29 protein-coding genes are annotated in these 25,491 nt (G+C 38.3%); all 29 read right to left on the bottom strand.

All coding sequences use genetic code 11. The annotated features are described in order from the left end of the window. Positions 1 to 49: 49 nt before the first annotated feature. A complete protein-coding gene (gene spoIIID / locus V2145_RS18525) occupies positions 50 to 313 on the bottom strand; it encodes a sporulation transcriptional regulator SpoIIID (protein WP_025908769.1) in 264 nt (87 codons plus the stop codon). Between the two features lie 247 nt (positions 314 to 560). Beyond that, positions 561 to 1,403, bottom strand: coding sequence for a M23 family metallopeptidase (locus V2145_RS18530; protein ID WP_311856112.1), 843 nt, complete (start codon positions 1,401 to 1,403; stop codon positions 561 to 563). A gap of 167 nt (positions 1,404 to 1,570) precedes the next feature. Further along, positions 1,571 to 2,602: a stage II sporulation protein D gene (gene spoIID / locus V2145_RS18535; RefSeq protein ID WP_311856111.1), complete on the bottom strand. Its 1,032-nt coding sequence runs from the start codon at positions 2,600 to 2,602 to the stop codon at positions 1,571 to 1,573. Positions 2,603 to 2,757: 155 nt separating this feature from the next. After that, positions 2,758 to 4,065, bottom strand: coding sequence for a UDP-N-acetylglucosamine 1-carboxyvinyltransferase (gene murA, locus V2145_RS18540; protein WP_094911044.1), 1,308 nt, complete (start codon positions 4,063 to 4,065; stop codon positions 2,758 to 2,760). 31 nt (positions 4,066 to 4,096) lie between these two features. After that, positions 4,097 to 4,840, bottom strand: coding sequence for a YwmB family TATA-box binding protein (locus V2145_RS18545; RefSeq protein ID WP_094911043.1), 744 nt, complete (start codon positions 4,838 to 4,840; stop codon positions 4,097 to 4,099). 105 nt (positions 4,841 to 4,945) lie between these two features. After that, the gene (locus V2145_RS18550) at positions 4,946 to 5,185 is read right to left on the bottom strand and encodes a DUF1146 family protein (RefSeq protein WP_094911042.1); all 240 of its coding nucleotides are present in this window, start codon (positions 5,183 to 5,185) and stop codon (positions 4,946 to 4,948) included. A gap of 181 nt (positions 5,186 to 5,366) precedes the next feature. Continuing rightward, a complete protein-coding gene (locus V2145_RS18555) occupies positions 5,367 to 5,774 on the bottom strand; it encodes a F0F1 ATP synthase subunit epsilon (protein ID WP_094911041.1) in 408 nt (135 codons plus the stop codon). A 25-nt stretch (positions 5,775 to 5,799) separates the two neighbouring features. Further along, positions 5,800 to 7,221 (bottom strand): F0F1 ATP synthase subunit beta, encoded by a 1,422-nt coding sequence (atpD, locus tag V2145_RS18560; RefSeq protein ID WP_094911040.1) that lies wholly within the window; start codon positions 7,219 to 7,221, stop codon positions 5,800 to 5,802. 36 nt (positions 7,222 to 7,257) lie between these two features. Next, entirely contained in the window at positions 7,258 to 8,115 is an 858-nt protein-coding gene (locus V2145_RS18565) for a F0F1 ATP synthase subunit gamma (protein WP_094911039.1), read from the bottom strand. A 110-nt stretch (positions 8,116 to 8,225) separates the two neighbouring features. Continuing rightward, a complete protein-coding gene (atpA, locus tag V2145_RS18570) occupies positions 8,226 to 9,734 on the bottom strand; it encodes a F0F1 ATP synthase subunit alpha (protein ID WP_094911038.1) in 1,509 nt (502 codons plus the stop codon). 15 nt (positions 9,735 to 9,749) lie between these two features. Next, complete coding sequence (locus V2145_RS18575) at positions 9,750 to 10,295, bottom strand: F0F1 ATP synthase subunit delta (RefSeq protein ID WP_094911037.1); 546 nt, start codon at positions 10,293 to 10,295, stop codon at positions 9,750 to 9,752. Continuing rightward, positions 10,292 to 10,804: a F0F1 ATP synthase subunit B gene (gene atpF, locus V2145_RS18580; protein WP_025908758.1), complete on the bottom strand. Its 513-nt coding sequence runs from the start codon at positions 10,802 to 10,804 to the stop codon at positions 10,292 to 10,294. Before atpF ends, V2145_RS18575 begins: the two co-directional genes overlap by 4 nt. A gap of 119 nt (positions 10,805 to 10,923) precedes the next feature. Next, positions 10,924 to 11,136, bottom strand: coding sequence for a F0F1 ATP synthase subunit C (gene atpE / locus V2145_RS18585; RefSeq protein WP_025908757.1), 213 nt, complete (start codon positions 11,134 to 11,136; stop codon positions 10,924 to 10,926). A gap of 91 nt (positions 11,137 to 11,227) precedes the next feature. Further along, entirely contained in the window at positions 11,228 to 11,941 is a 714-nt protein-coding gene (gene atpB, locus V2145_RS18590) for a F0F1 ATP synthase subunit A (RefSeq protein WP_025908756.1), read from the bottom strand. Between the two features lie 6 nt (positions 11,942 to 11,947). After that, positions 11,948 to 12,331, bottom strand: a complete 384-nt coding sequence (locus tag V2145_RS18595) for an ATP synthase subunit I (protein ID WP_094911036.1) — start codon at positions 12,329 to 12,331, stop codon at positions 11,948 to 11,950. 6 nt (positions 12,332 to 12,337) lie between these two features. Then, positions 12,338 to 12,559, bottom strand: a complete 222-nt coding sequence (locus tag V2145_RS18600) for an AtpZ/AtpI family protein (protein WP_131887535.1) — start codon at positions 12,557 to 12,559, stop codon at positions 12,338 to 12,340. Positions 12,560 to 12,873: 314 nt separating this feature from the next. Beyond that, on the bottom strand, positions 12,874 to 15,069 hold the full coding sequence (locus V2145_RS18605) for a S8 family serine peptidase (RefSeq protein ID WP_330988093.1): 2,196 nt from the start codon (positions 15,067 to 15,069) through the stop codon (positions 12,874 to 12,876). Between the two features lie 67 nt (positions 15,070 to 15,136). Next, entirely contained in the window at positions 15,137 to 16,285 is a 1,149-nt protein-coding gene (gene wecB / locus V2145_RS18610; RefSeq protein ID WP_094911034.1) for a non-hydrolyzing UDP-N-acetylglucosamine 2-epimerase, read from the bottom strand. 24 nt (positions 16,286 to 16,309) lie between these two features. Further along, a complete protein-coding gene (upp, locus tag V2145_RS18615) occupies positions 16,310 to 16,939 on the bottom strand; it encodes a uracil phosphoribosyltransferase (RefSeq protein ID WP_094911033.1) in 630 nt (209 codons plus the stop codon). 277 nt (positions 16,940 to 17,216) lie between these two features. Continuing rightward, positions 17,217 to 18,461, bottom strand: a complete 1,245-nt coding sequence (gene glyA, locus V2145_RS18620) for a serine hydroxymethyltransferase (RefSeq protein ID WP_094911032.1) — start codon at positions 18,459 to 18,461, stop codon at positions 17,217 to 17,219. A 122-nt stretch (positions 18,462 to 18,583) separates the two neighbouring features. Continuing rightward, complete coding sequence (locus V2145_RS18625; RefSeq protein ID WP_311856102.1) at positions 18,584 to 19,135, bottom strand: TIGR01440 family protein; 552 nt, start codon at positions 19,133 to 19,135, stop codon at positions 18,584 to 18,586. Positions 19,136 to 19,159: 24 nt separating this feature from the next. Beyond that, entirely contained in the window at positions 19,160 to 19,597 is a 438-nt protein-coding gene (gene rpiB, locus V2145_RS18630) for a ribose 5-phosphate isomerase B (protein WP_094911030.1), read from the bottom strand. A 50-nt stretch (positions 19,598 to 19,647) separates the two neighbouring features. Further along, positions 19,648 to 20,082, bottom strand: a complete 435-nt coding sequence (locus tag V2145_RS18635) for a low molecular weight protein arginine phosphatase (RefSeq protein ID WP_094911029.1) — start codon at positions 20,080 to 20,082, stop codon at positions 19,648 to 19,650. 182 nt (positions 20,083 to 20,264) lie between these two features. Beyond that, on the bottom strand, positions 20,265 to 20,825 hold the full coding sequence (locus V2145_RS18640; protein ID WP_076512295.1) for a manganese efflux pump MntP: 561 nt from the start codon (positions 20,823 to 20,825) through the stop codon (positions 20,265 to 20,267). 70 nt (positions 20,826 to 20,895) lie between these two features. Continuing rightward, on the bottom strand, positions 20,896 to 21,936 hold the full coding sequence (locus V2145_RS18645) for an L-threonylcarbamoyladenylate synthase (RefSeq protein ID WP_311856096.1): 1,041 nt from the start codon (positions 21,934 to 21,936) through the stop codon (positions 20,896 to 20,898). 187 nt (positions 21,937 to 22,123) lie between these two features. Then, a complete protein-coding gene (locus V2145_RS18650) occupies positions 22,124 to 22,567 on the bottom strand; it encodes a GNAT family N-acetyltransferase (protein ID WP_311856095.1) in 444 nt (147 codons plus the stop codon). 81 nt (positions 22,568 to 22,648) lie between these two features. Beyond that, the gene (gene spoIIR, locus V2145_RS18655) at positions 22,649 to 23,416 is read right to left on the bottom strand and encodes a stage II sporulation protein R (RefSeq protein ID WP_210610794.1); all 768 of its coding nucleotides are present in this window, start codon (positions 23,414 to 23,416) and stop codon (positions 22,649 to 22,651) included. Between the two features lie 80 nt (positions 23,417 to 23,496). Further along, positions 23,497 to 24,339, bottom strand: a complete 843-nt coding sequence (gene prmC / locus V2145_RS18660; protein WP_330988094.1) for a peptide chain release factor N(5)-glutamine methyltransferase — start codon at positions 24,337 to 24,339, stop codon at positions 23,497 to 23,499. A 2-nt stretch (positions 24,340 to 24,341) separates the two neighbouring features. Continuing rightward, complete coding sequence (prfA, locus tag V2145_RS18665; RefSeq protein ID WP_094911024.1) at positions 24,342 to 25,409, bottom strand: peptide chain release factor 1; 1,068 nt, start codon at positions 25,407 to 25,409, stop codon at positions 24,342 to 24,344. Between the last annotated feature and the right edge of the window lie 82 nt (positions 25,410 to 25,491).

Consider the following 25,491-nt stretch of genomic DNA (forward strand, 5'->3'; position numbering starts at 1 on the left):
AAATTCCCCTTTCCTACCCTATTGCTTACGATAGTAAAGGGGAATCGTACTACTTTACAATTTCTTCTTCTTTTTTGTATTTTAATTTTGTTGCTTCCCCTCCACGCAGATGTCGAATTGATTTATGGTAATCAAGTATTTCTTTTACTTCATTTGCTAGTTCAGGGTTTATTTCAGGTAGTCTTTCTGTTAAATCTTTATGGACAGTACTTTTAGAAACACCAAACTCTTTCGCAATTACACGAACGGTCTTTTTGGTTTCCACGATATACTTCCCAATCTTGATAGTTCTCTCTTTGATGTAATCGTGCACTCTACTCGCCCTCCCTAAATTGGATGTGAGATGATGAAAAACATTCTATATTTTTCCACCATTCTCTTTGTAGGTTTGTAACAGTGTATTAGCTTATACGAAGATATATGCTATAAAAGTCAAGAGGGACAAGTGATTTATTTTATTTTTTTAAAAATTCCATCTATTTTATCAAAAAATAGAGAAAAACCTCCTTCTCTTAACCCAAAACTGAGTTTAAGAGAAGGTAGGCTTTTATTAGTTTATATTATGCATTTGATTTTAATTCATCCGCAGATTGCTCTTTCTTTTCAGGAGCTTTAGGTGCTTCGTCACCAGTTTTATCTTCCTGCTTTGACTCTTCTTTATCCTTTGATGGCTCATCAGCTGTAGTCGGTTCTGTCACTTCAGCAGCTTTCACTTCTTTAATAGAAGAGACTGATTTACCAAAGTAATCGCTAGGATTCATAGCAACGCCATCTTTACGAATTTCAAAGTGAACATGGTTATTTGCTTCTTGGTTATATAAGCTCTTTCCAGCTTTAGCAAGCACTTGACCTTGTTTCACAACATCTCCTACTTCAACAGTCGCTTCATCTAACGATTGGTACTGCGTAACAAGTCCATCTTTGTGATCCACTTCAATTACAAATCCAAGCAACGGGTCTTTTTCGGCTTTTGTAACAGTTCCACTTGCAGCTGCTGTTACATCAAATGATTTATCACCTTCTACCGCTAAGTCAATACCTGTGTTTGGGTGATACGTATTATTATAAAATACGAGTGCTGCTTCTTGTTGTTTCTTTGATGCTTGATCATCGTAAAATGGTTTCTTCACAACAGCATCCTTATCATTTACAAGTGGCATCTTTAAATTCTCAAGCGATGCATTTACTTCCATTGCATCTTCTGTATATGCAGTCCCATCTTGTCCATAACGATCTTTAGCATCTTCGCTTAGGTTACTATTTCCATTCGCTTGAAACCAAAGAACGGCTGTAAGGATAATTGCTGCGCTTGCCAGATAGATTGCTGGGAAAATCCAACGCTTTCTAAAAAGTTTGTGAACCTTTGATTGTTGAGAAGTACGTTTCTTTTCTTCCTCTCTCATGTATCATCACCTCAGCAACCAGTTTGAACACAATTTTAAGAATATATACACAACCTAAAAGTTTTTTTCGATTATTTTTCGACAAACGTTTTAAAAATATACATAAAGCTATTTATTTCCCCAAAAAAAGCTTACTCTAGATCTATGTCTAGAGTAAGCTTTTTTATTTACTTTTTAGCCGTTAGCTGTGTAACATACTGGTCTGAGCCGGCGATTGCTACACCTGTATAATAATGAGTCACTATGTCTTTATAAGATTTACCCTCCATAGCCATACCGTTAGCACCGTATTGACTCATACCAATTCCATGCCCATATCCCTTAGTTTCAATGACAATATGGTCATTCTCACGCTTCCATGTAAAATCAGCTGATGAAAGATTTAGCTTATTACGTACCACAGTTCCAGCTATCTTTTTATTGCCAACCTGCACATAATCTACTCGTTTTCCAGGCGTTTTTGAAATAATATTACCTACATCACCAGATTGTGAGATGTTGACGTCTAGCTTCTGTTCAAACTCTGAAATAGATACCATCTTTTGATTTTTAAACTTAGGTGATTTCGTGTCCCAATGACTCTCGACACTCTTTAAATAAGGGATAGAATTTGACCACACCGACTCTGAATTTTCCGTATAACCATTGCTAGTTGAAAAAAATGTGGCATCAATGGGCTTATTTTTATACGTCAAGATTTGTCCCTCTGTTTTTTTAACCGCATCTTTTACTTTTTTGATTTTCCACTCATACTCTTTTCCCCATTGCTCTTTTAATTCTTTTTCACTTAAATATACTTGATCGTTTACAGTATCTGTAATGTCTGCTCCGGCTGGTAAGCCTGCATTTGCTCTATTCATAAGCTTTTGAACAGTATAAGTGCGCGCTGCAAGGCTTTGGGCTTTCAATGCTTCCAATTCAAACTCTGCAGGCATTTCAGCAGCTACGACTCCTACTAGATATTCTTCAAGAGGCAACGTCTCTACCTGCTCTGATTGAGAGCGATATACACCTACATCAATATCTAGCTGTGAACTAGGCGCTTCCTCTACCTCAGACTGTTCCGCTTTTTTATTCTCTTTATTCATTAATGAATCGCTTTCGTTTTCAATAAAAGGTATCACCAATAAAGTTGGAATTAAAAGAATGACGAGAAAGAAGATCGCTGCTAGAATAATCATTGGCTTTATTTGCTTCATGTACACAGAGCCTCCATATCTATGAATTTATCAAGGAACTCAATAATCCTTATAATTCATATTTATGGATAGGGACAAGCTTTTATGACACTCCAAAACCTTTTCTAAATTTGTCCATAAAAAAAAGTATCTCGACAAAGCGAGATACTTTTTTATTACATATTTACATCAGATACTTGTTGTGATGTTTCCACTTGATGTGTTTTATCATTTACACGTTCAATATCAGCACCTAATCCCGCTAGCTTTTGGTGGAAGTTCACATAGCCACGATCTAAATGCTTTAATTCAGTAACGCGCGTATAGCCATCAGCCACTAAGCCAGCAAGCGTTAATGCTGCTGCAGCACGTAAATCTGTTGCTGCTACTTCTGCGCCTTGTAGTTTTGAAGGACCATTAATAATCACAGAACGACCTTCAATTTTAATATCTGCATTCATACGACGAAACTCTTCGACATGCATAAAGCGATTTTCGAAAACTGTTTCTGTAATCATACTTGTGCCTTCAGCTGCTAACAATAATGCCATCATTTGAGATTGCATATCTGTTGGGAAGCCAGGGTGTGGCATCGTTTTAATATCAACAGGCTTTAATTTCTCCGGTCCAATAACACGTAAACCGTCGCCTTCTTCAATAATCTTCACGCCCATCTCTTCCATTTTTGCTACCAACGAGCTCAAATGTTCAGATACAGCTCCACGTACAAGCACATCTCCACCTGTAATCGCTGCTGCTACCATGAACGTACCTGCTTCAACGCGATCAGGAATAATTGAATGTTCGGCACCATATAATTTGTTAACACCCTCAATTCGGATTGTACCAGTTCCAGCTCCACGTACTTTCGCACCCATCGCATTTAAGAAGTTTGCTAAATCCACAATTTCAGGCTCTTTTGCTACGTTTTCAATAATTGTTGTACCTTCAGCAAGCGTTGCCGCCATCATGATATTTTCAGTGGCACCTACACTTGGGAAATCTAAATAAATCTTTGCACCTTGTAATCTTCCTTCAACTTCAGCATAGATAAAGCCGTTTCCAACCGTAACTTTGGCTCCCATTGCTTCAAAGCCTTTAAGGTGCTGATCAATTGGACGAGAACCAATTGCACATCCACCTGGTAACGCAACACGCGCTTTACCAGTACGGGCTAATAAAGAACCCATTACTAATACAGATGCTCGCATTTTTCTTACATACTCAAAAGGTGCATCTGTTTCTAATTCTCTTGATGCATCTACAACTACACGATTTGTTTCAAAATCCACTTCTGCATTCAGATGTCTTAAAACTTCGCCAATCGTAAATACATCGGAGAGAGCTGGTACATCATTTAAAATGCTTTTTCCATCACTAGCTAATAATGTTGCAGTGATAATAGGTAAAACGGCATTCTTTGCACCTTCTACTTTTACTGTACCGTTTAATCTATTTCCACCGCGGACGATGATTTTTTCCAAGGTATTCCCCTCCGCGTCCATTTTCTATATATTAATATTCAGACGTAATAATAGGTGTGCCAACAACTAGGGTTGTTTGACCGCCCATTCCTGTCTTGCGTAATGCAATTTGTAAGTTCATTTCCTGCTGTTGACTTGAAAGAGCTTCTTCCCACAGTCCAGTATATGCTGATACTGATACAAATGACTCTTCCATTAGCGATTCAATCTGCTGGGCATTGAATGCTGTTAATAATTGCTTGACTTGTAAAGACAAAACACTTTCCATCTTATCATTTATTTCACCTTTTATACAAGAGAAAATTAATGGATTTGTTAGGAAAAGTTGCTCATAATTGTCTTTAAAAATCTCTTCGGCATCGTTGACATTCCGAGTCGTGAATCCTTGTCCTATTAACTCATATGAGATATATCCACCCTTACTTTTTTCATCTCCCGTATAGGTTAACATAATCAACTCTTTCACAGATTCCGTTTGTCTTGTACCCTTAGCTTTCCATACATCGTTTTCCCTTTTAATGTCCCATTTAAAACCTCTAAATTTACTTTGAAGCTGTTTTGATTTCATTTGGAAGTTTACTAGACTAGTAACGTCCATAGCTTCTTCACGTGCATACAATGACCATTCTTTCATCTCTACAGCTTCTTTATTTAAGACGTTAACCATTTTTTCAAGCGTTGAATTCGAAGCTTGTGCATTGGTCACGTAACTTCCATAATATACGATTATACCTGCAATGAAAATAGCCAAAAAGACACTAATTTTTTTCCCCATTTCCTCACTCCCTCTTCTTACTATCAGCCTGTCCAAATTAACCAGATGAATACACCTGTTTCGTCGTCATTTTTAGACAGCCTTTTAAGAGGGTAGCACTACTTTCTATTGAAATAAGGAAGGAATTCGCTGCGACCAGAATAAGTAATCCAAAAAGAAATTACTAACAGTAGAAGCGATTGTAATAGTTAGCAAGATTAACATGATTCTTGCTTGTACTATCCGGTTTGGCTTCATTAATTTCTCAATCTGAAAACCTTGAAGCGCATACCATGTAATGACAATAAAAATAAGGTGAGAAACCATCGCTAATAGCGCCTGTGGACCAATACCACCAATTAGCATGATCACACCTCCTTAACATAATGATAAAAAACAAAGAAAAGCCACTATCTCATTTAATCACAGTCCAGCGCAATGTGCAAAGATTTACCTCTATATAACTTAATTTACATATTTTAACTTAATATAATCTTTTTATTTACATGTAAAAAGCCTCCTTAAAAGCTTAAGGAGGCTTTAGTTATTACATTTTTTGTTTAGTAACTTCTATGCGATTTAAAGCACGCTTTAAAGCTAACTCAGCACGTTTATGATCAACGTCATCTTGTTTGCTTTGCAGTCGTGTTTCTGCTCTCTTTTTTGCTTCTTCTGCACGAGAAACATCAATCATATCTGACGTCTCTGCTGCTTGTGCTAAGATTGTTACTTTGTCAGGTCTTACTTCAAGAAAGCCTCCACTAACAGCTACAACTTCATCACTGCTGCTTCCTTTTTTCAAGCGGACGGCTCCAATTTGTAATGGAGCTACCATCGGAATATGTCCATGTAAGATACCAAGCTCACCACTTTGAGCTCTAGCACTGACCATTTCCACTTCCGAATCGTAAACTGGGCCATCAGGAGTGACTACACTGACATGGATTGTCTTCATTCAAAAAACCTCCTATGTCCCTATATTATACTTCTACTCCCATGCTTTTCGCTTTTTCAACTACTTCTTCAATACGTCCTACTAAACGGAAAGCATCTTCTGGTAAATGATCATATTTACCTTCAAGAATTTCTTTAAATCCTTGAACCGTTTCTTTAACTGGTACGTATGAACCTTTCTGACCAGTAAATTGCTCCGCAACGTGGAAGTTTTGAGATAAGAAGAATTGAACACGACGAGCACGTTGTACAACAAGCTTATCTTCATCAGATAACTCGTCCATACCTAAGATTGCAATAATATCTTGTAATTCTTTATAGCGCTGTAACGTTTGCTGAACTTGACGTGCAACGTTATAGTGCTCTTCACCTACGATTTCCGGAGAAAGCGCGCGCGAAGTCGAAGCTAACGGATCCACCGCTGGGTAAATACCCATCTCAGATAGCTTACGCTCTAAGTTAGTTGTTGCATCTAAGTGAGCAAATGTTGTTGCAGGAGCCGGATCCGTATAGTCATCGGCTGGTACATAAATCGCTTGGATCGATGTTACAGAACCAACGCTAGTAGATGTAATACGCTCTTGTAATTGACCCATTTCCGTTGCTAGTGTAGGCTGGTAACCTACCGCTGAAGGCATACGACCAAGTAGGGCTGATACCTCTGAACCAGCTTGAGTAAAACGGAAGATGTTATCGATAAAGAACAGAACGTCTTGTCCTTGCTCATCACGGAAATATTCAGCCATTGTTAAACCAGTTAATGCAACACGTTGACGTGCTCCAGGTGGCTCGTTCATTTGACCAAATACCATCGCTGTCTTTTTAATAACACCAGAATCTGTCATTTCGTGGTATAGATCGTTACCCTCACGAGTACGCTCACCTACACCTGCGAACACTGAGATCCCGCCGTGTTCTTGTGCGATGTTATTGATTAGTTCTTGAATAAGTACAGTTTTACCTACACCTGCTCCACCGAACAGACCGATTTTACCACCTTTAATATAAGGAGCTAAAAGGTCAACTACTTTAATTCCCGTTTCTAGGATTTCAGCTTGTGTAGATAAGTTTTCAAATTTTGGTGCTTCGCGGTGAATTGGATCACGACGAGCTCCCGCACTGATTGGTCCATCTAAATCGATATGCTCACCTAATACGTTAAACACACGACCTAACGTTACATCACCAACCGGTACAGAAATTGGTGCGCCTGTATCTTCTACTTCTAGTCCACGAACTAGTCCATCAGTTGAAGACATTGCTACTGCACGAACTGTATTATCACCTAAGTGAATTGCAACTTCTAATGTTAATTCGATTGCTACTTCACTTTCACTAACAGGTTTATGAGAAATTTTAAGGGCGTTATAGATTGCTGGAAGGTGTCCGCTGTCAAACTTTACGTCTACAACTGGACCCATGATTTGAGTAACGCGTCCTTTTGCCATCGTGTTCCCTCCTAACTTGCTTTTCAAGTCTTATTTCTATTCTAAAGCCGCTGCTCCACCAACAATCTCCGTAATTTCTTGCGTGATTGCTGCTTGACGAGCACGGTTATATGATAAGGTAAGATTATTAATAAGGTCTTTTGCATTATCCGTTGCATTTTTCATCGCTGTCATACGCGCTGCGTGCTCACTTGCTTTTCCATCCAGTAAGCCACCATAAATAAGGCTTTCTGCATATTGTGGCAATAGCACTTCTAATATCTCCTCTTGAGAAGGCTCGAACTCATAGGATACAAGCTTCCCTGTTGGAGCTAAATCAGCTAACGGCAACAGCTTCTTTTCCGTTACTTCTTGAGAGATTGTATTAATAAAATGGTTATAGTATAAATACAATTCATCAAATGTACCGTCTGCGAACATATGCACCGTTTGCGAAGTAATTCCTTGAATATCAGCAAAAGATGGTTGGTCGGATAAACCAGTAATTTCTAAAAACACTGGAATACCACGCTTGATAAAGAAGTCACGCCCAACTTTCCCAATTGCAATTACACCATATTCATCGGAAGATGCATGACGTTTTTCGATTGCTTGTGAGACAGCGCGTAAAACGTTACTATTATAAGCTCCTGCTAAGCCACGATCTGAAGTAATGACAATGTATCCTGTTTTCTTTACAGGACGAGCCGTTAGCATTGGATGTGCAGCGCCTTTGCTGCCTCCTGCTACGCTTGCAACTACTTCTTGAATCTTTTCCATATAAGGAACGAAAGACTTAGCGTTTTGCTCGGCACGGTTTAACTTTGCAGCTGAAACCATTTCCATTGCTTTTGTAATTTGACTCGTTTTTTTCGTTGATGTAATTCTCGTTTGTATATCACGTAATGATGCCACAGGTTTCACCACCTTGTTTTAGAAGATCACGTGGTATGAAAGGTGAACGTAAGTTCACCTTTACCTTAATAAAAGCTTGTCTTAACATACCATTTTGACAAAGTTAACGATTACTCAGATGCTACAAATGTTTTCTTGAACGCTTCAAGAGCAGACTCAAACGCACCATCTTCAGGCAGTCCGCCAGTTGTACGAATTGTTTCAAGAACTTCTTTACGATTTGAATCCAACCATGCTAAGTACTCATCTTCGAAACGAGTGATATCAGCAACTGGTACATCATCTAAGAAGCCTTTTGTTAACGCATATAAAATCGCTACTTGTTTTTCTACGCGAAGCGGCTTGTGTAAGCCTTGTTTTAATACCTCTACTGTACGCGCACCACGGTTAAGCTTTGCTTGTGTAGCTTGGTCAAGGTCTGATCCAAACTGAGCAAATGATTCAAGCTCGCGATAAGATGCTAAATCCAAGCGTAGCGTTCCAGCTACTTTCTTCATCGCTTTAACCTGAGCTGACCCACCTACACGTGATACTGAAAGACCTGCGTTAATCGCTGGACGTACACCTGAGAAGAATAAGTCAGACTGTAAGAAAATTTGTCCATCCGTAATCGAGATTACGTTTGTTGGAATATAAGCAGATACGTCTCCTGCTTGTGTTTCAATAAATGGAAGAGCTGTTAATGATCCTCCACCTTTAGCATCTGATAATTTTGCAGCACGCTCTAATAAACGAGAGTGTAAGTAGAATACATCCCCTGGATATGCTTCACGACCTGGAGGACGACGAAGTAATAATGAAAGTTCACGGTATGCAGATGCTTGTTTTGTTAAATCATCATAGATAACAAGTACGTGTTTGCCGTTATACATGAACTCTTCACCCATTGTTACACCAGCATAAGGTGCTAAGAACAGCATTGGTGCTGGTTGAGAAGCAGATGCTGTTACAACGATTGTGTAATCAAGTGCTCCATGCTTACGCAATGTCTCTACTACGTTACGTACTGTTGATTCTTTTTGACCAATAGCTACGTAAATACAAACCATATCTTGGTCTTTTTGATTTAAAATTGTATCGATTGCCACAGATGTTTTACCTGTTTGGCGGTCACCAATGATAAGCTCACGTTGACCACGGCCAATTGGTACAAGCGCGTCAATCGCTTTAATACCTGTTTGAAGTGGCTCGTGTACAGATTTACGATCCATAACACCAGGAGCTTGACTTTCAATTGGACGTGTTTTTGTTGTTCCAATTGGGCCTAAACCGTCTACAGGTTGACCTAACGAGTTTACAACACGACCAATTAATTGTTCTCCTACAGGAACTTCCATGATTCTTCCCGTACGACGTACCTCATCCCCTTCACGAATTCCAGTGTAAGGTCCTAAGATAATGATACCGACATTGTTTTCCTCTAAGTTTTGTGCCATACCCATGACACCGTTTGAAAATTCAACTAACTCTCCAGCCATGACATTGTCGAGGCCATGAGCACGTGCGATACCATCCCCTACTTGGATAACAGTACCTACATCACTCACTTTAATCTCAGACTGATAGTTTTCAATTTGCTGTTTTATCAGCGCACTAATTTCTTCAGCTTTGATGCTCATGAATTTCACCCCTATCTACGATCTATGTGCAAGAAGTTCGCGATGTACCGATTCTAATTTCCCGGAAATACTTCCGTCATAAATACGGTTGCCGATGCGAAGCTTCACGCCGCCGATTAGGCTTTTATCGATTACATTTGTAATATATAATGAATGCTTTCCTACCTTTGGTGCAAATGTTTCAGAAATAGCACGCTCTTCATCTGAAGATAATGCTTTTACAGAGTAAACGGTAGCTTCAGCCACACCTCGTGCTTCATTTGCAAGAGCACGATACTCACGAGTGATCTCCCCTACTACTTGAATACGATGACGATCTAATAATAAAAGGAGCGTATTTTGAACCGTTTCTGTCAACGTTGAAAACGTTTGGCGAACTAAGTCTTTTTTTCGGTTGTTTGAAATCTTTGGATGCGTTAACACTTCAATTAAATCATCGTTTTGAGCGAAAACTGCTTCCACTACGTCTAATTCTTCTTGTAAAGCATCGATAGATTGCTTTTCAGAAGCTAATTGAAAAAGAGCTAATGCATAACGCTTCGCGACTGCCGGCTGACTCATCGTACATCCCCTACTTCTTGAATGTACTCATTGATCAACTTCTCTTGATCTTGCTCTGACAATTCTTTTTCAATCACTTTCGACGCGATTAATACAGATAATGATGCAACTTGCTCACGAAGTGCAGTAACTGCTTGATCTTTTTCTTGCTGAATTTCTTGTTTTGCTAATGCTTTTAAGCGCTCAGACTCTTCACGCGCAGCAGCAACAATTTCTTCTTTTTTCTCTTCAGCGGATTTTCTTGCGTTTTCCATTAAAACTTGAACCTCTTCACGAGACTGTTTTAACAGCTCGCGTTGCTCTTCAACAAGCTTTTGTGCTTGTTGATTCTGCTGTTCAGCTGAATCAATTTCACTTGCAATATGCTCTTCACGCTGTTTCATGATACCCATTACTGGACCAAACGCGAACTTTCGTAACAATGCTAGCAAGATAAGGAACATTACTAATTGGAATAAAATATCTCCACCGTTAAAGCCTGATGCTCCTAATACAAACGTATTTGACACGGCTGCTTCACTCCCTTCAAAGACTTAACATCTATGATTTTGCTCATTAAAGACATAAAGCAATGGCGAAGGTTCTTTTCGAATGATCTTCGCCACTTTTAAACGTTTTAAGTTACTAATTATTGACCTTGAACCATGAACGCGATTACTACAGCGATGATAGGAATCGCCTCTACTAATGCAACCCCGATGAACATTGTTGTTGTTAATGTACCACGTGCTTCTGGTTGGCGAGCGATACCTTCTACTGTTTTTGATACGATAAGACCGTTACCGATACCAGCACCTAGTGCCGCTAAACCAATTGCAATTGCAGCTGCTAATAAACCCATTTTATAAAGTCCTCCCTTAGTGAAATAGAATTTTTTCAACATGTTTTAAACTCGCTCAAAACGGGTAAAGCTTGAGCGAAGGTTTTATAAATTAATGGTCTTGACTCACTTTGTGTGCCAGGTAAACCATTGTTAACATTGTAAAGATAAATGCTTGAATTGCACCTACGAAAATACTGAAGCCTTGCCATGCCAATGTTGGCACAACCGCCCCAAATAATCCAAGAGCAGTACCACTTGTAGCAAGCCCTGCTAATAAAGTTAACAGAATTTCTCCTGCATAGATATTCCCGAAAAGACGTAGACCAAGCGTTAGCGTATTTGCAAACTCTTCAATAATCTTTAATGGGAATAGAAAAGGCATTGGTTTGAAGTAATCTCGACCATATTCTGCGAACCCCTTCATCTTAATACCATAATAATGTGATAAGACAACGACCATTGCTGCTAGAGTCAATGTAATCGTCGGATCAGCAGTCGGTGATTTCCACCATAATTCGTGATCGACAACAACGGCAAATGGCAATCCTAACATATTGGCAACGAAGATATACATTAAGAGCGTTACACCTAGTGTTAAGAAGCGTCCACCTGTCTTCCAATCCATTGTGCTGTTAATGAGGCCTTTTACAAAGTCTAATACCCACTCCAGGAAGTTTTGCATACCTGTAGGCTTCATTGCTAAAGTACGAGTACATAAAACTGCAATTAAAAACACAATGACTGACGCCACGGTAATCATCAACATGTTACTGAGATTAAACGTAAGACCAAAGAAATCTTGAGTTGGTGATTCATGACCCAACTATATTCACCTCTCTTCCCATCTCCTGCGTATATTTTGAACAACTAAATCTATGATAATGACAAGATAGGATGTCATTAATCCCATAACTACACCAATAATATGAAAAGTATTTGGATAAGAGATTGTAATTACAACTGCTAGCGCAGCGGTTGCAAACCTTGCAAATGTTCCTACTGAACGAGGTCGTTTTCCTTCATCCAGCGCTTGTCCAAACTGTTTAGCCCTTCTTACTAAAACCCAAAGGTTATACAAACTGAGTGCTGTACCTAAAATCAGGCCTAAAAACACGGTTTGATAAGGAGTAAATCCCCATCCGAGAACGTATATTGCTAATAAATAAAATATGTAGGATCGAAGTCTTGGAAATAAATGTTGCAATTCTTGCATGGATTATTAATCTCCTGAAAAAAATTGTCGGACTGTGCGCAGCATGGCATAGACGCCAACTGCAAGCCCTAAAAGAAGGCCTAAAACTAAAAAAAGTGGCTCAGTCCCAACTTTTCCATCAATCCATTTGCCACCAAATAGACCGATTAATACGGAACCTGCTAACTGAGAAAGAATGGTGGACATTAATGCAATCGCTTGTAATGACTGCCGTTTTTGCTTAGTCATTTAGAAAACCCCTTTTTGGTAAATTCTTTTTTTTCAAAAAAATCTACATACTCTAAAGCTATGCAAACTTATGTATAAATTACCAAAAAAGTTAAAAACAGTTAGTCGAAAACACAAGCGAACCTTGATTTTCAAGTGTTGAAAACCTTATCATTTATATCCATTGTTAGCATACAATAGCACATATTTAATGTCAATGTGTTTAAGCTAAAAACTTCACAATCTAAAAAGGGATGTTCACATTTTTGCCACACATATTTCATAATTAAATAAGAACAATGTAAAAGGGCATCAAACCTTGGTTTGATGCCCTTTTACTCAATCATCAGCCTCGCATTTACTACCTCTGTTTTACCATCTTTTTTAGCATATGCGAATACTTTATAATCACCTTTAGGTAGCTCTTCCTGCAGTTGAATTTTCCGCTTTAACATTCCTCTTTCTAATTTCTTATCTACATCTAAATAAGAGACGAATCGAAGGGTATCCGTGTCATAAACAGCAATTCCAAATTCATCCGCTCCTTCAGGTAAAAATGCTTCATATATATAAGTATTAGCATCACTTCCTTGCATAGCCTGCAGTCCCATAACTCGAGGGTAATTTGGCTTTTCGACCATATACAAATACGGTATTGATATTGTTTCACGTGAATCACGAATTTCCAACCGTCCATCATATATGCCTTTTTTCTTTTGATGGCTGTTTACCTGAAGATCAAATGAAATAGTCTTCGCTTCTTTAGGCTTTAATGTGAAAGAAAGCGGTACTCTCCAAGTTTCACCAGACTTTTTTGTTGGAGGCGTAACATGATAAACGTTTTTATAATTTGATTCATTAAAGATGCTCATTTTAATTCTTTTACTACTTTGTCCTTCAAAAATTCCAAAAGGTAACGTGCTAGGTGATAACAGCGTTGTTGCTTTTACTGCACGTTCCACTTGAATCCTTCCTGCGCCTTGTTCATATACGTGATATAATTCACCCTTCAAATTCCTAATTGGCTTTGCCGTACTCATCAGTGCAGCTTTTACTTGTTCAGGAGACCAATCAGGGTGAGCCTGTAAAAGTAAAGCACAGGCTCCCGCTACGTGAGGTGCTGCCATGCTCGTTCCATTTAAAGGCTCATACCCGTTCGGTACCGTACTCATGATTTGATAGCCTGGCGCTACTACATCAGGCTTAATGTCCCATGTGCTTGTAACCGGGCCCCTTGAACTAAAAGGGGTAATAATATCTTCTATAGTCTTGGAGAAAGTAGATGCATACACGTTTCCTTTTTGAATTTCTTTCTTTATGACTTCCCCCACATCACTCGAAACGATAACTACTGGAATTGAAAACAATTCGCTTACAGTCTCATCTACCACTCCGTTGATAGCATGGTATACAATTACCGCTTTAGCTCCAGCTTTTTTAGCTTTGTTTATTTTATTCGATAGAGGAATTTCCCCGGTATGCATAAGGACGACCTTATTTCCAACATCAATCATTTCCCTTCCGCTTCCCGCGTCCTTTAATACAATTTTCTGATCCATATCCCATTTCTCAGCATTGGGTAATGGAGATAGAGAAATATCATGTGGGAAACTTTCCATTTTTATAAATGGAATGCTTGTTGGAGAAACGGATGCACCAACTGAAATTGCTTCTCGAGCTGTTCCAGGAGATCCGACAGTCCACAATCCTGGCCCTGAATTACCGCTGGACGTTACCGTTACGATTCCTTTTTCAACGGCCTTATTCAGAGCTAAACTAGTCGGTAAATCTGGCCCATTAATATCGTTTCCTAGGGATAAGTTGATAACATCGACTCCATCTTGAATGGCTTTTTCAACAGCTAGAATAACGTTTTCAGAAGAACCAGAACCGCCTGGACCTAATGCTCGATAAGCATAAATTTCAGCTTCAGGTGCCACTCCACGCATCTTCCCGTTTGCTCCGATAATACCAGCCACATGCGTACCATGAAGCGTAGGCTCTCCTTGCTTACTTACTGTTTCCATTGGAGAGTAATCTTGGTCGACAACGTCATATCCACCTCGATAATTTGACTTTAAATCAGGGTGATTAAAGTCAATTCCTGTATCAATCACTCCAACTTTTATCCCTCTACCTGTTAAACGTTGGTTTTTTTTATCAAACATGCCCCTTACCTTTTCACTGCCAATATAAGATGCGCTTCCTTCATTTTTTGCATGATACGAAACAGAAGCATGTGAACTATCAATATAAGATTCTTCTCGCAGTCTTTGTAAGTCGTATAAAGTCCCCGATACGGATAGACCTATAAATACTTCTCGAAATTCGTGGTTAATGCTTACGTTGGGATATTTTTTCTTTATTTCTTGTTTTGCAACTGCCACATTCTGCTCGTTCAGTATGAGAATGTATGTTTTTTGCACCTGTTTTTCAAATGATTGAATATCTGGAAACTCTACGCCTTCACTGTACGTGATTGTACTGTTTACTCCAAATATTAATAATAATAAAATGGTTATTTTCCACATAAAAACACCTCTCAACATAGCGTGTCACAAATAGACTGCATTCATGTGAGAGGTGTTAGGTTTATTTTTATAACGGCTTAAATTCTTCAGGTCTTTCTTCACGATGTTTAAAATAGTAGCTAATTGCATCGCAAATACGTTCAGAAGCATGACCATCTCCATAAGGATTAGATGCTTTCGACATTGTTTCATAAACGGATGTGTCGATTAATAACTCTTTCGCTAAGGTGTAAATCGTTTCTTCTTCTGTACCAGCTAACTTTAACGTTCCTGCTTCAATACCCTCTGGACGCTCCGTTGTATCACGTAATACTAACACAGGTACACCAAGAGAAGGTGCTTCTTCCTGAACGCCACCGGAATCCGTTAGAATAAGATGTGCTCGATTCGCAAAGTTATGGAAGTCAATTACATCCAATGGCTCAATAAGATGAATACGATCATCATCGCCTAATATTTCATTGGCTGTTTCACGTACAACAGGATTTAAGTGCACAGGATAAACAACTTGTACGTCATCATGTTCAGTTACAATGCGCTTTACGGCTCTAAACATATTTTTCATTGGCTCACCTAAATTTTCACGACGATGAGCGGTTAATAAGATAAGACGATCAGTACCAAGGTTACGTAAGACTTCATGCTCATACGAATCTTTTACAGTTGTTTTCAGCGCATCAATAGCTGTGTTTCCTGTCACAAAAATATTTTCTTCATTCTTGTTTTCTGTTCTCAAATTAACAGAAGACTTCGTTGTTGGAGCAAAGTGTAAATCTGCTAGTACACCCGTCAACTGTCGATTCATCTCTTCAGGATAAGGTGAATATTTATTCCATGTACGAAGACCTGCTTCTACATGCCCTACAGGAATTTGGTTATAAAACGCTGCTAGTCCCGCAATAAATGTTGTTGTTGTATCTCCATGAACCAACACAATATCTGGCTTTACTTTTTGCATTACATCGTTTAAACCTTCTAATCCCCTAGTTGTTACATCCATTAATGTTTGACGGTCTTTCATAATGTTTAAGTCATAATCTGGTTCAATATTAAAGATGGATAGCACTTGATCAAGCATTTGACGATGCTGAGCAGTAACAGTCACAATTGCTTCAAATTCCTCGGGACGTTTCTTTAGCTCAAGAACAAGTGGTGCCATTTTAATAGCTTCCGGTCTAGTACCAAATATCGTCATTACTTTAATTGGTTGCTTCATTATTTATCACCCGTATCTGAGAAATTATTTTGTGCCGAATAAACGGTCTCCCGCATCTCCTAAACCTGGAACAATGTAACCATGGTCATTTAATTTTTCGTCTAAAGCTGCGATATAAATATCAACATCTGGGTGCGCTTCTTTTACAATTTCTACTCCCTCTGGAGCAGCAATTAAGCACATAAATTTAATGTTTTTTGCACCGCGCTTTTTCAACGAATTGATTGCTTCAACTGCTGAACCACCTGTTGCAAGCATTGGGTCTACAACAATAAAATCACGCTCTTCTACATCATTTGGTAATTTTACATAGTATTCAACTGGTTGCAGTGTTTCTGGATCACGGTATAGGCCAACATGCCCTACTTTTGCTGCAGGCATTAGTTTTAAGAAACCGTCAACCATTCCGATACCTGCACGTAAAATCGGTACAATTCCTAACTTTTTACCAGCAATTACTTTAGAAGTTGTTCTACATACTGGTGTATCAATTTCTACATCTTGTAAAGGTAGATCACGAGTTGCTTCGAACGCCATTAAGCTCGCTACTTCATCTACTAGCTCACGAAATTCTTTTGTTCCCGTCTTTACATCACGTATGTATGTTAATTTGTGTTGAATAAGAGGATGATCGAATACGTATACTTTGCCCATTAAAATCTCTCCTTTGAATTTAAAAATGTCCACATTGAAATACCATTCAAGCCCTTGAATGGTACCTACTTTAAAAAAAACGATAACGTTAACATAACTTAAGCATTGCATCTATTTTACAGAAAATTATTTTTGAGTTCAAGCTTAATCCAAAAATAGATATTTTTCTATAACAATTTTGTAACCATATTATTCACCTTTAAACGTTGATACAAAAAGAAAAGTTGGGTAACTTCCCAACTTTTCTTTTTGTATTTTACTATTTATCTTATATAGATTATAGAGATGCATACATTTCAAATTTACTTGTTAATGCTTCTACACGAGCTGTTGCTTCTGCTAACTTTTCTTCATTATCAATGTTTTTTAATGTTAAGCCAATGATAGCAGCGATTTCATCCATTTCTTCAGCACCAAATCCGCGAGTCGTCACAGCAGCTGTTCCAATACGAATTCCACTTGTTACAAATGGACTTTGTTGGTCGTAAGGAATTGTGTTTTTATTCGTTGTAATTCCAACTTCATCTAACGCTTTTTCAGCCACTTTACCTGTTAGTCCCATTGAGCTTACATCGATTAAAACAAGATGATTATCTGTACCACCAGAAACTAATGTAAAACCTTCTTTTGTTAGGCCTTCAGCTAAGCGATTTGCATTATCAATGATGTTTTGTGCATATTGCTTAAATTCTTCTTGTAACGCTTCACCAAATGCTACTGCTTTAGCAGCAATAACGTGCATTAATGGCCCACCTTGAATTCCAGGGAAGATTGATTTATCAATTGCTTTTGCAAATTCTTCTTTACATAAAATCATTCCACCACGCGGTCCGCGTAATGTTTTATGCGTAGTTGTTGTAACGAAATGAGCATGTGGAACTGGATTCGGATGAAGGCCTGCTGCTACAAGTCCAGCGATATGAGCCATATCCACCATTAAATATGCTCCCACTTCATCTGCAATTTCACGGAATTTTTTAAAGTCAATTTCACGAGGATACGCACTAGCACCAGCAACAATCAACTTCGGCTTATGAGTACGTGCTTTTTCCAATACATCTTCATAGTTAATACGATGTGTTTCTGCGTCTACACCATATTCAATGAAATTGTACTGCACGCCGCTAAAGTTTACTGGACTACCATGCGTTAAATGTCCACCGTGAGATAAGTTCATACCAAGAACTGTATCTCCTGTCTCTAAAATTGTAAAGTACACAGCCATGTTTGCTTGAGCACCTGAGTGAGGTTGAACATTCACATGTTCTGCACCAAAGATTTCTTTTGCACGGTCACGAGCTAAATCTTCTACTACGTCTACGTGTTCACAGCCACCATAATAACGCTTAGCTGGATAACCTTCTGCATATTTATTTGTAAGTACAGAACCTTGAGCTTCCATTACTGCCGTTGTTACGAAGTTCTCTGATGCAATTAACTCAATTTTTGTACGTTGACGACCTAATTCATCTTGAATTGCATTATAGACTGCTGGATCTTGCTGCACTAACTTTTTCTCCATCGAAATCCTCTCCTCGTTTCGTTTCGTATGAACAATGTTCGTTTTTTATTAATTCATCTACATTGTAACATGGTTTATTTAGAATAAAAAACAAAAAATGTGCATTATATTAATATATTTATTTACAATCGTTCGTAAATGGCTCTTGGTCCACCAATTAATTTTGGTCGAGTATAAGCAATAGTCATGTGCGCTTGACCAATTTGCTTCAAAGAACACCTAACAGGAACAGCCACATGCTTTAAGTGCATACCAATGAATGTATCTCCAATATCAATGCCTGCATCAGCTTTAATGAATTCAACAATAACAGGATCCTTGAAATGATGATATGCATAAGTGGCCATCGCTCCACCTGCTTTTCGAACAGGTACAACGGTTACCAGGTCTAAACTTTGCTTCAACGCTACTTCTCTTTCTACCACTAGCGCTCGATTTAAATGTTCACAGCATTGAAACGCTAAATAGATGCCTTTGTTCTCTGCAAATTCTTCAAGCTTACCATAGATTACCTCTGCTGCTTCTTCGGTTCCCGATGTTCCGATTCGCTCTCCAACTACTTCACTTGTACTGCAACCAACTACAAATAAACTATGTTGCGGAAGTTTTACCTGATTTGAAAAGTCTGCTAGCACCACTTCTAGTTCTTGGCCCCAATCTTGAGCATTAGACATTCTAAAGCGCCTCCTTTACATCATTTACTCTTCATATGCTTTAATTTTGTTTACACGATTTTCGTGACGTCCACCTTCAAAACTCGTCGTCAACCATATTTTAGCAATATCTCTAGCTAAACCTGGGCCAATCACCCGTTCACCCATAGCTAGTACATTTGTATCATTATGTTCTCTAGTCGCTTTAGCACTAAACGTATCGTGGACAAGTGCACAACGAACACCTTTTACTTTATTAGCAGCAATGCTCATTCCAATTCCTGTTCCACAAATTAGAATTCCTTTGTCAACTTCTCCACCTGCTACTTTTTCAGCAACTGGAATTGCATAGTCTGGATAGTCTACTGAATCGCTGCATTCACAACCGAAATCAATATACTCAATGTTTAGTTCCTCCATTAATTGCATAATTTCTTTCCTAATATTTATACCGCCATGATCTGATGCAATTGCTACTTTCATAATGAATCCTCCCTATAGACTGTTAAAGGTATTTTTTAAAACTACCATTTTTAATTTTCTAATTTTTTAACTGCTCGATTAATAAGCTGCTGTATTTCCTCAAATGTCATTTGATAAACAGATAAATTGCCTCCGTAAGGATCGGCAACGTCTCCATTTTCACCTACAAATTCTTTTAGCGTAAACAGTTTATCTAGCGTATCAGGAGCTTGACTTGCTAGCATCTGCTTATGACTACTCGTCATGGTAAAGATATGAGTTGCCCAATCTAACATCTCTCTTGTTATACTAGATGATGTATGTGATGCATCAATACCTTGCTGTGCTAAAACAGCTGCTGCGTGCGTGGAAATCGGTTGGCCGTCCATTGCAAATAAACCCGCTGATTTCACTTCCATCTCATGCTTTTTTTGGTTCCTTAACCAAGCTGCTGCCATAGGGCTTCGACATGTATTTCCTGTACAAACAAATAAGACTTTTTTCAATCTAAAATCTCTCCTTATTTTACTACTAATAAACCCTTTCTACATTGCCTTTATTTTATCCTTAATATATAGAAGAGTTCAACACCCATGACCTATGATACTTTTCATTAAATGTAAGCATAAAAAAGCAAGCTCTATGTGAATTGAGCTTGCTTCTATAGGATACTGAATTAGTAAACTATTTATAATTGAAAAAGAAGCTTGATTCCAAATGCAAGGAGGATGCTTCCACCTAACGCTTCACTGTATGAACCTAGCCAGCCTTGAACACGCCTTCCAAGCAAAAGACCTAACCATGTTAAAAGCATACTTACTACGCCAAAAATCATAATTGTTAAAAATGTTCGTGCTCCAAAGATTCCAAGGCTTAAGCCCACGGAAAAGCTATCTAAGCTAACACTTAATGCAAAGATAATTAATCCCCATCCTACTGGTTTAATAAACGGTTCCTCGTCACGCTTGAAGGATGAGTAAATCATTTGGATTCCTAATATGAGTAATAACACGCCTCCACCATATGTAGCCAACATTCCCAGCTTATCAGACAACAACTTTCCAATAAACATACCCAAAAGGGGCATCCATATATGGAAAAGACCTATTATTACTCCAATGTAGAAAATTTGGCGAAAGCGTAAACGGACTAGACCCATACCGAGTCCGACCGAAAAGGCGTCCATTCCTAACGCAAATGCCATAATAACTAATGTAATCAGTTCACTAATCAATCCTGAAATATCCATCTTCAACCTCCTCGGACGTGCCTATTTCACCTTATGCACGCACGAAATGGTTTAGAAGATGAATCTAAAATTATTGAACAATAAACTGATGACCAGCCGCTTTTACTAACCGATTCATTAAAGCTTGACCTACTCCATGTTCAGGGAAGCTCTCACTTAAAATAATATCTACGTCATAGTCATTAAAGGAACGTAAAACATGATATAGTTCACTTGCGACCGTCTCTAACTTACTTCGATAGCCGCAAGTTAAAATCTGATTTGCATGATAAAAGTCTTGATGTTCATGCGTTGTTAAAACTCCAACTTTCTTTCCTTGTTTTTGAAAATATTCAACTTGCTTCTGCAAAAATTCCTTTGAACCCTTTACAATGATGAGCGGCGCGTTAGGAGCATAGTGGGTATACTTCATCCCAGGGGATTTCGGCGCTTCCTTCTCATCTTTAAGAGCTTGGTCTACCCTTACTTCTCCAATTAAAGCTTCTAATTGTTCTTTTGTAACGCCACCAGGTCGTAAAATCACTGGAATATCTTCTGTACAGTCTAAAACAGTAGATTCTAGACCCACTCCTGTCACTCCCCCATCGACAATTCCACTAATTCTACCTTCTAAATCGCTCACAACATGCTGAGCGCTTGTTGGACTGGGCTTTCCCGATAGATTTGCGCTTGGTGCAGCTACTGGTACATTTGCCTTTTTTAATAAAGCTAGAGCTACGGGATGCGAAGGCATTCGAACAGCAACACTATCTAATCCAGCGGTTACGTTTTCCGCTACAAATCCTTTTTTAGGAAAGATAAGCGTAATTGGTCCTGGCCAAAAAGCGTTCATTATTTTTCGAGCCGTTTCTGAAACCTCGGTTACAATCCTATCTAACTGTTTCATGTCGCCAATGTGTACAATAAGTGGGTTATCACTTGGACGCCCTTTTGCCTTAAAAATTTTATCCACAGCCTCTTCAGAGGTTGCATCCGCTCCTAATCCATAGACTGTTTCTGTAGGAAACGCAACCACTTCTTGATTTCTTAATAAAGAAGCTGCTTTTTCTATCTGTGGATAACTATCATGTTCTTTCATTTCTTTATCCACAGACCAGATTTTTGTATTCATTTCATTCACTCCTATTAGCACAACTATATATAGGCAAAACCATCTATATTACCTACTATTTATACAAGATTTTAACTTATTTTATCAATAGACGATTGCAACAAACAAGCTTTATCCACAAAATGTGGATAAAGCTTGTTTGTTTGTTAATAACTTTGTGGATGACATTTATTCACATGTGTAAAAGTTAATCTTGATAAGCCATCACATATACTTGCTCTAAGCTTGGAAGATTTCGTAGATAAGAGTGATGTTTCAAGCCACCCGGCAATTCTTCGTAGTGGATTTGCTGAAAATTCATCATAGAAAAAAACTGTACAGATGAAGCCTTATTGGTCACTAAATATAATTGATGCACATCATTTTTTTTTGCTAGTTGTACAATACTTTTAAATAATAATAAAATGTCCGATCTCATGAGGGAAGGCGAAACAACAAGAGAACGTAATAACCCATGCTCTCCATCTTTTTCAAATCCAACAGTTGCTAACAGCTCGTCATTCTCATCTTCCATAATAACAAAATGATGAATACTTTCTGCTACACCTTCTGAACTAATACCTGCTTTTGTTAAGAAAGATTGAATTCGCCCACAATCTTTCACTTCTGCTAACTTTAATTGTTCCTTCATTTCTCATCACCTCATTTTAGTTTCTAGTAACAAAACTATGAAATATGAGAAACAAATAGAACTATATACTTTTACTTTCTATCATTTGAATAAAGATGAAGCTAGTTCTACAATAAAGAATTTCACTTCTACTTCTTCTTCTTTTTTCTGTACTTTTTTACTAGACTTCTTCTGCTGCTTTTCTTTTTTCGCTTCTTTTACAGCTACTTCTTGTGCTAAATTTGAAGTCGATGCAACAAGGTTTGAATGATCAATATGATTAGCATCTACTTTCGCTACTTCTTCAGCGACCGATTCAATCACTTCTTTCTTTTCTACAGGTTGCTCTTCCTCTGGCATTGGTGATTGAATAGCTTCACCATTTGAGAAATCCAAAAAGCACATGGGTGGAAATAGTACGCACCACCAGTTTGCTCCTTCACCTTCACCTAAAGTGATTAGTACTGCCTCATATTCACCAGCAGGATAAAGAAACTGGCCATATAACTTTGTTGGAAAGCTCACCTTTCCAAAATCAACGTGTATAGACTCATTCATACCTTGTTCTTTCATAACTTCCTTAGCAATTGCTTCTAATGCTGGCAAGTTGCTTTTAATAACATCTCTGGCATCATCCACTGACGTAAGCTCTTGTACCCACGTAGTGATTTGTGCATTTACTTCATCTCTAATCAATCGCTTTACATGCTGATCTTTCTCACTATCGCTGTTTGCTAGAATACGCAAACGAATCGCTTCATCTGGAATTACCATGGGCTCATTAGCTTCGACCTTTTGGTTTGTATATAGAATTTGGATATTTGCTCCAATAATAAGTAAAAGAAAATAAATGATTGCTTGTTTTTTCATTATGTCCACCATCCCTTCACAAGACAGTATGGACAATCATTTTCTATCCTAAACTAGCAACTTATTAAAATCTATTATTTTTATAAAGAAGCAAATACCATTCGATCTTTTCCGTTGATATCAAAAACAACTTCAACTTTCGCACTGTGAAACTTCTTTTTTAACATATCTGCTACGACATTAGCTTGTCCAGCCCCTACTTCAAATGCAATAATTCCTTGTTTGTTAATAACAAGCGGGAGCTCTTCCATAAAGCGTCGATAGAAATTCAAACCATCTTGACCACCAAAAAGAGCTCGATTAGGCTCATAGTCCTTTACAACGGTTGATAACTCATCACTATCAGGAATATAAGGAGGATTAGATACCACAACATCAAACCGTTGAGCTGTCTCAATAAAAGGCTTTAATAAATCACCATGTACAAATTGAACCTTCGCACCCAAGCATTTAGCATTTTTTTTTGCTACCGCTAAAGATTCTTCTGCAATATCAGTGCACGTCATTTCTATTGCTGGAACTTCTAAAGCAAGTGTAACACCAATTGCACCACTACCTGTTCCAATATCAACAGCTTGAATTGGATTATGCCCAAACTTTTGTTTCATACGTTCAATTAAACCTAATACAAGCTCTTCCGTTTCGGGACGCGGTATTAGCACTTCCTCATTTACTTGAAACGTCCTTCCATAGAACTCTTCCGAACCAATGAGATATTGTACCGGGATACCATCTACATGTTTGTTAACATCATATTGGAATTTTTTTATTGTTACTGCTGGAACTTCTTCTTGTAATGAAGCAAGTAGGTAAGTTCGAGTCATGCCAAGGTGATGACGCAACAGCATTTCCCCCGCATTTTCATCTCGTTTCGCTTCTTTTAAACAAGAAGAAGCCCATTTTAGGGCTTCAAAAACTTTCATTGTTAGTTCGAATCTTCCATTCTTCTCGCTTGATCTTCCATGATTAATGCATCAATGACTTCATCTAGCTTACCTTCTAGAATTTGATCAAGCTTTTGAATTGTTAAACCAATTCGGTGATCCGTTACACGGTTTTGAGGGAAGTTATACGTACGAATACGCTCTGAACGATCCCCAGAACCTACTGCTTGCTTACGATTTGCATCGTATTCAGCTTGGGCTTCCTGCTGAAATTTATCATAAACACGCGCACGTAATACTTTCATTGCTTTTTCTTTATTCTTAATTTGGGACTTTTCATCTTGACACGACACAACTGTTCCTGTTGGTAAATGAGTTAAACGAACAGCGGACATAGTTGTATTTACACTTTGTCCACCTGGTCCACTAGATGCGAACGTATCAACACGAATATCTTTTTCGTGAATCTCTACTTCTACCTCTTCTGCTTCCGGTAAACATGCAACGGTTGCTGTTGAAGTATGAATACGTCCACCAGATTCCGTTTCAGGTACACGTTGAACGCGATGTGCGCCGTTTTCAAACTTCATTTTTGAATATGCACCTTTACCGTTAATCATGAAAATAATTTCTTTATATCCACCAACACCTGTTGTGTTAGCTTCCATTACGTCAATTTTCCAGCCTTGAGTCTCGGCAAAACGGGAGTACATGCGGTACAGGTTACCAGCAAATAAAGCTGCTTCATCGCCTCCTGCAGCACCACGAATCTCCATAATAACGTTTTTGTCATCATTTGGATCTTTCGGGATTAACAGAATGCGAAGTTTATCTTCTAATTCTTCTGCCTGTGGCTCTAGCTCTTGAATTTCTTCTTTAACCATTTCACGCATATCCGCATCAAGTTTTTCTTCAAGCATCGCTTTTGCATCTTGTAGCTGCTCTTTTACTTCTTTATACTCTCGGTAACACGTAACAGTCTCTTGTATATCTGATTGTTCTTTTGAATACTCTCTTAATTTAGATGGGTCATTTACGATTTCAGGGTCGCTAAGAAGCTCATTCAACTTCTCATAGCGTGCCTCCACGGCTTCTAAACGATCAAACACGTCATTCACCTCATTTTTTATCCATAACGTTCTAATTATAGTATAGCTCATGGATTCAGTCAAAACAAAGTGAGTCTTAACA

It is taken from the genome of Priestia sp. GS2, assembly GCF_036409025.1.
In the GTDB taxonomy this organism is placed as follows: Bacteria; Bacillota; Bacilli; order Bacillales; family Bacillaceae_H; genus Priestia; species Priestia aryabhattai_A.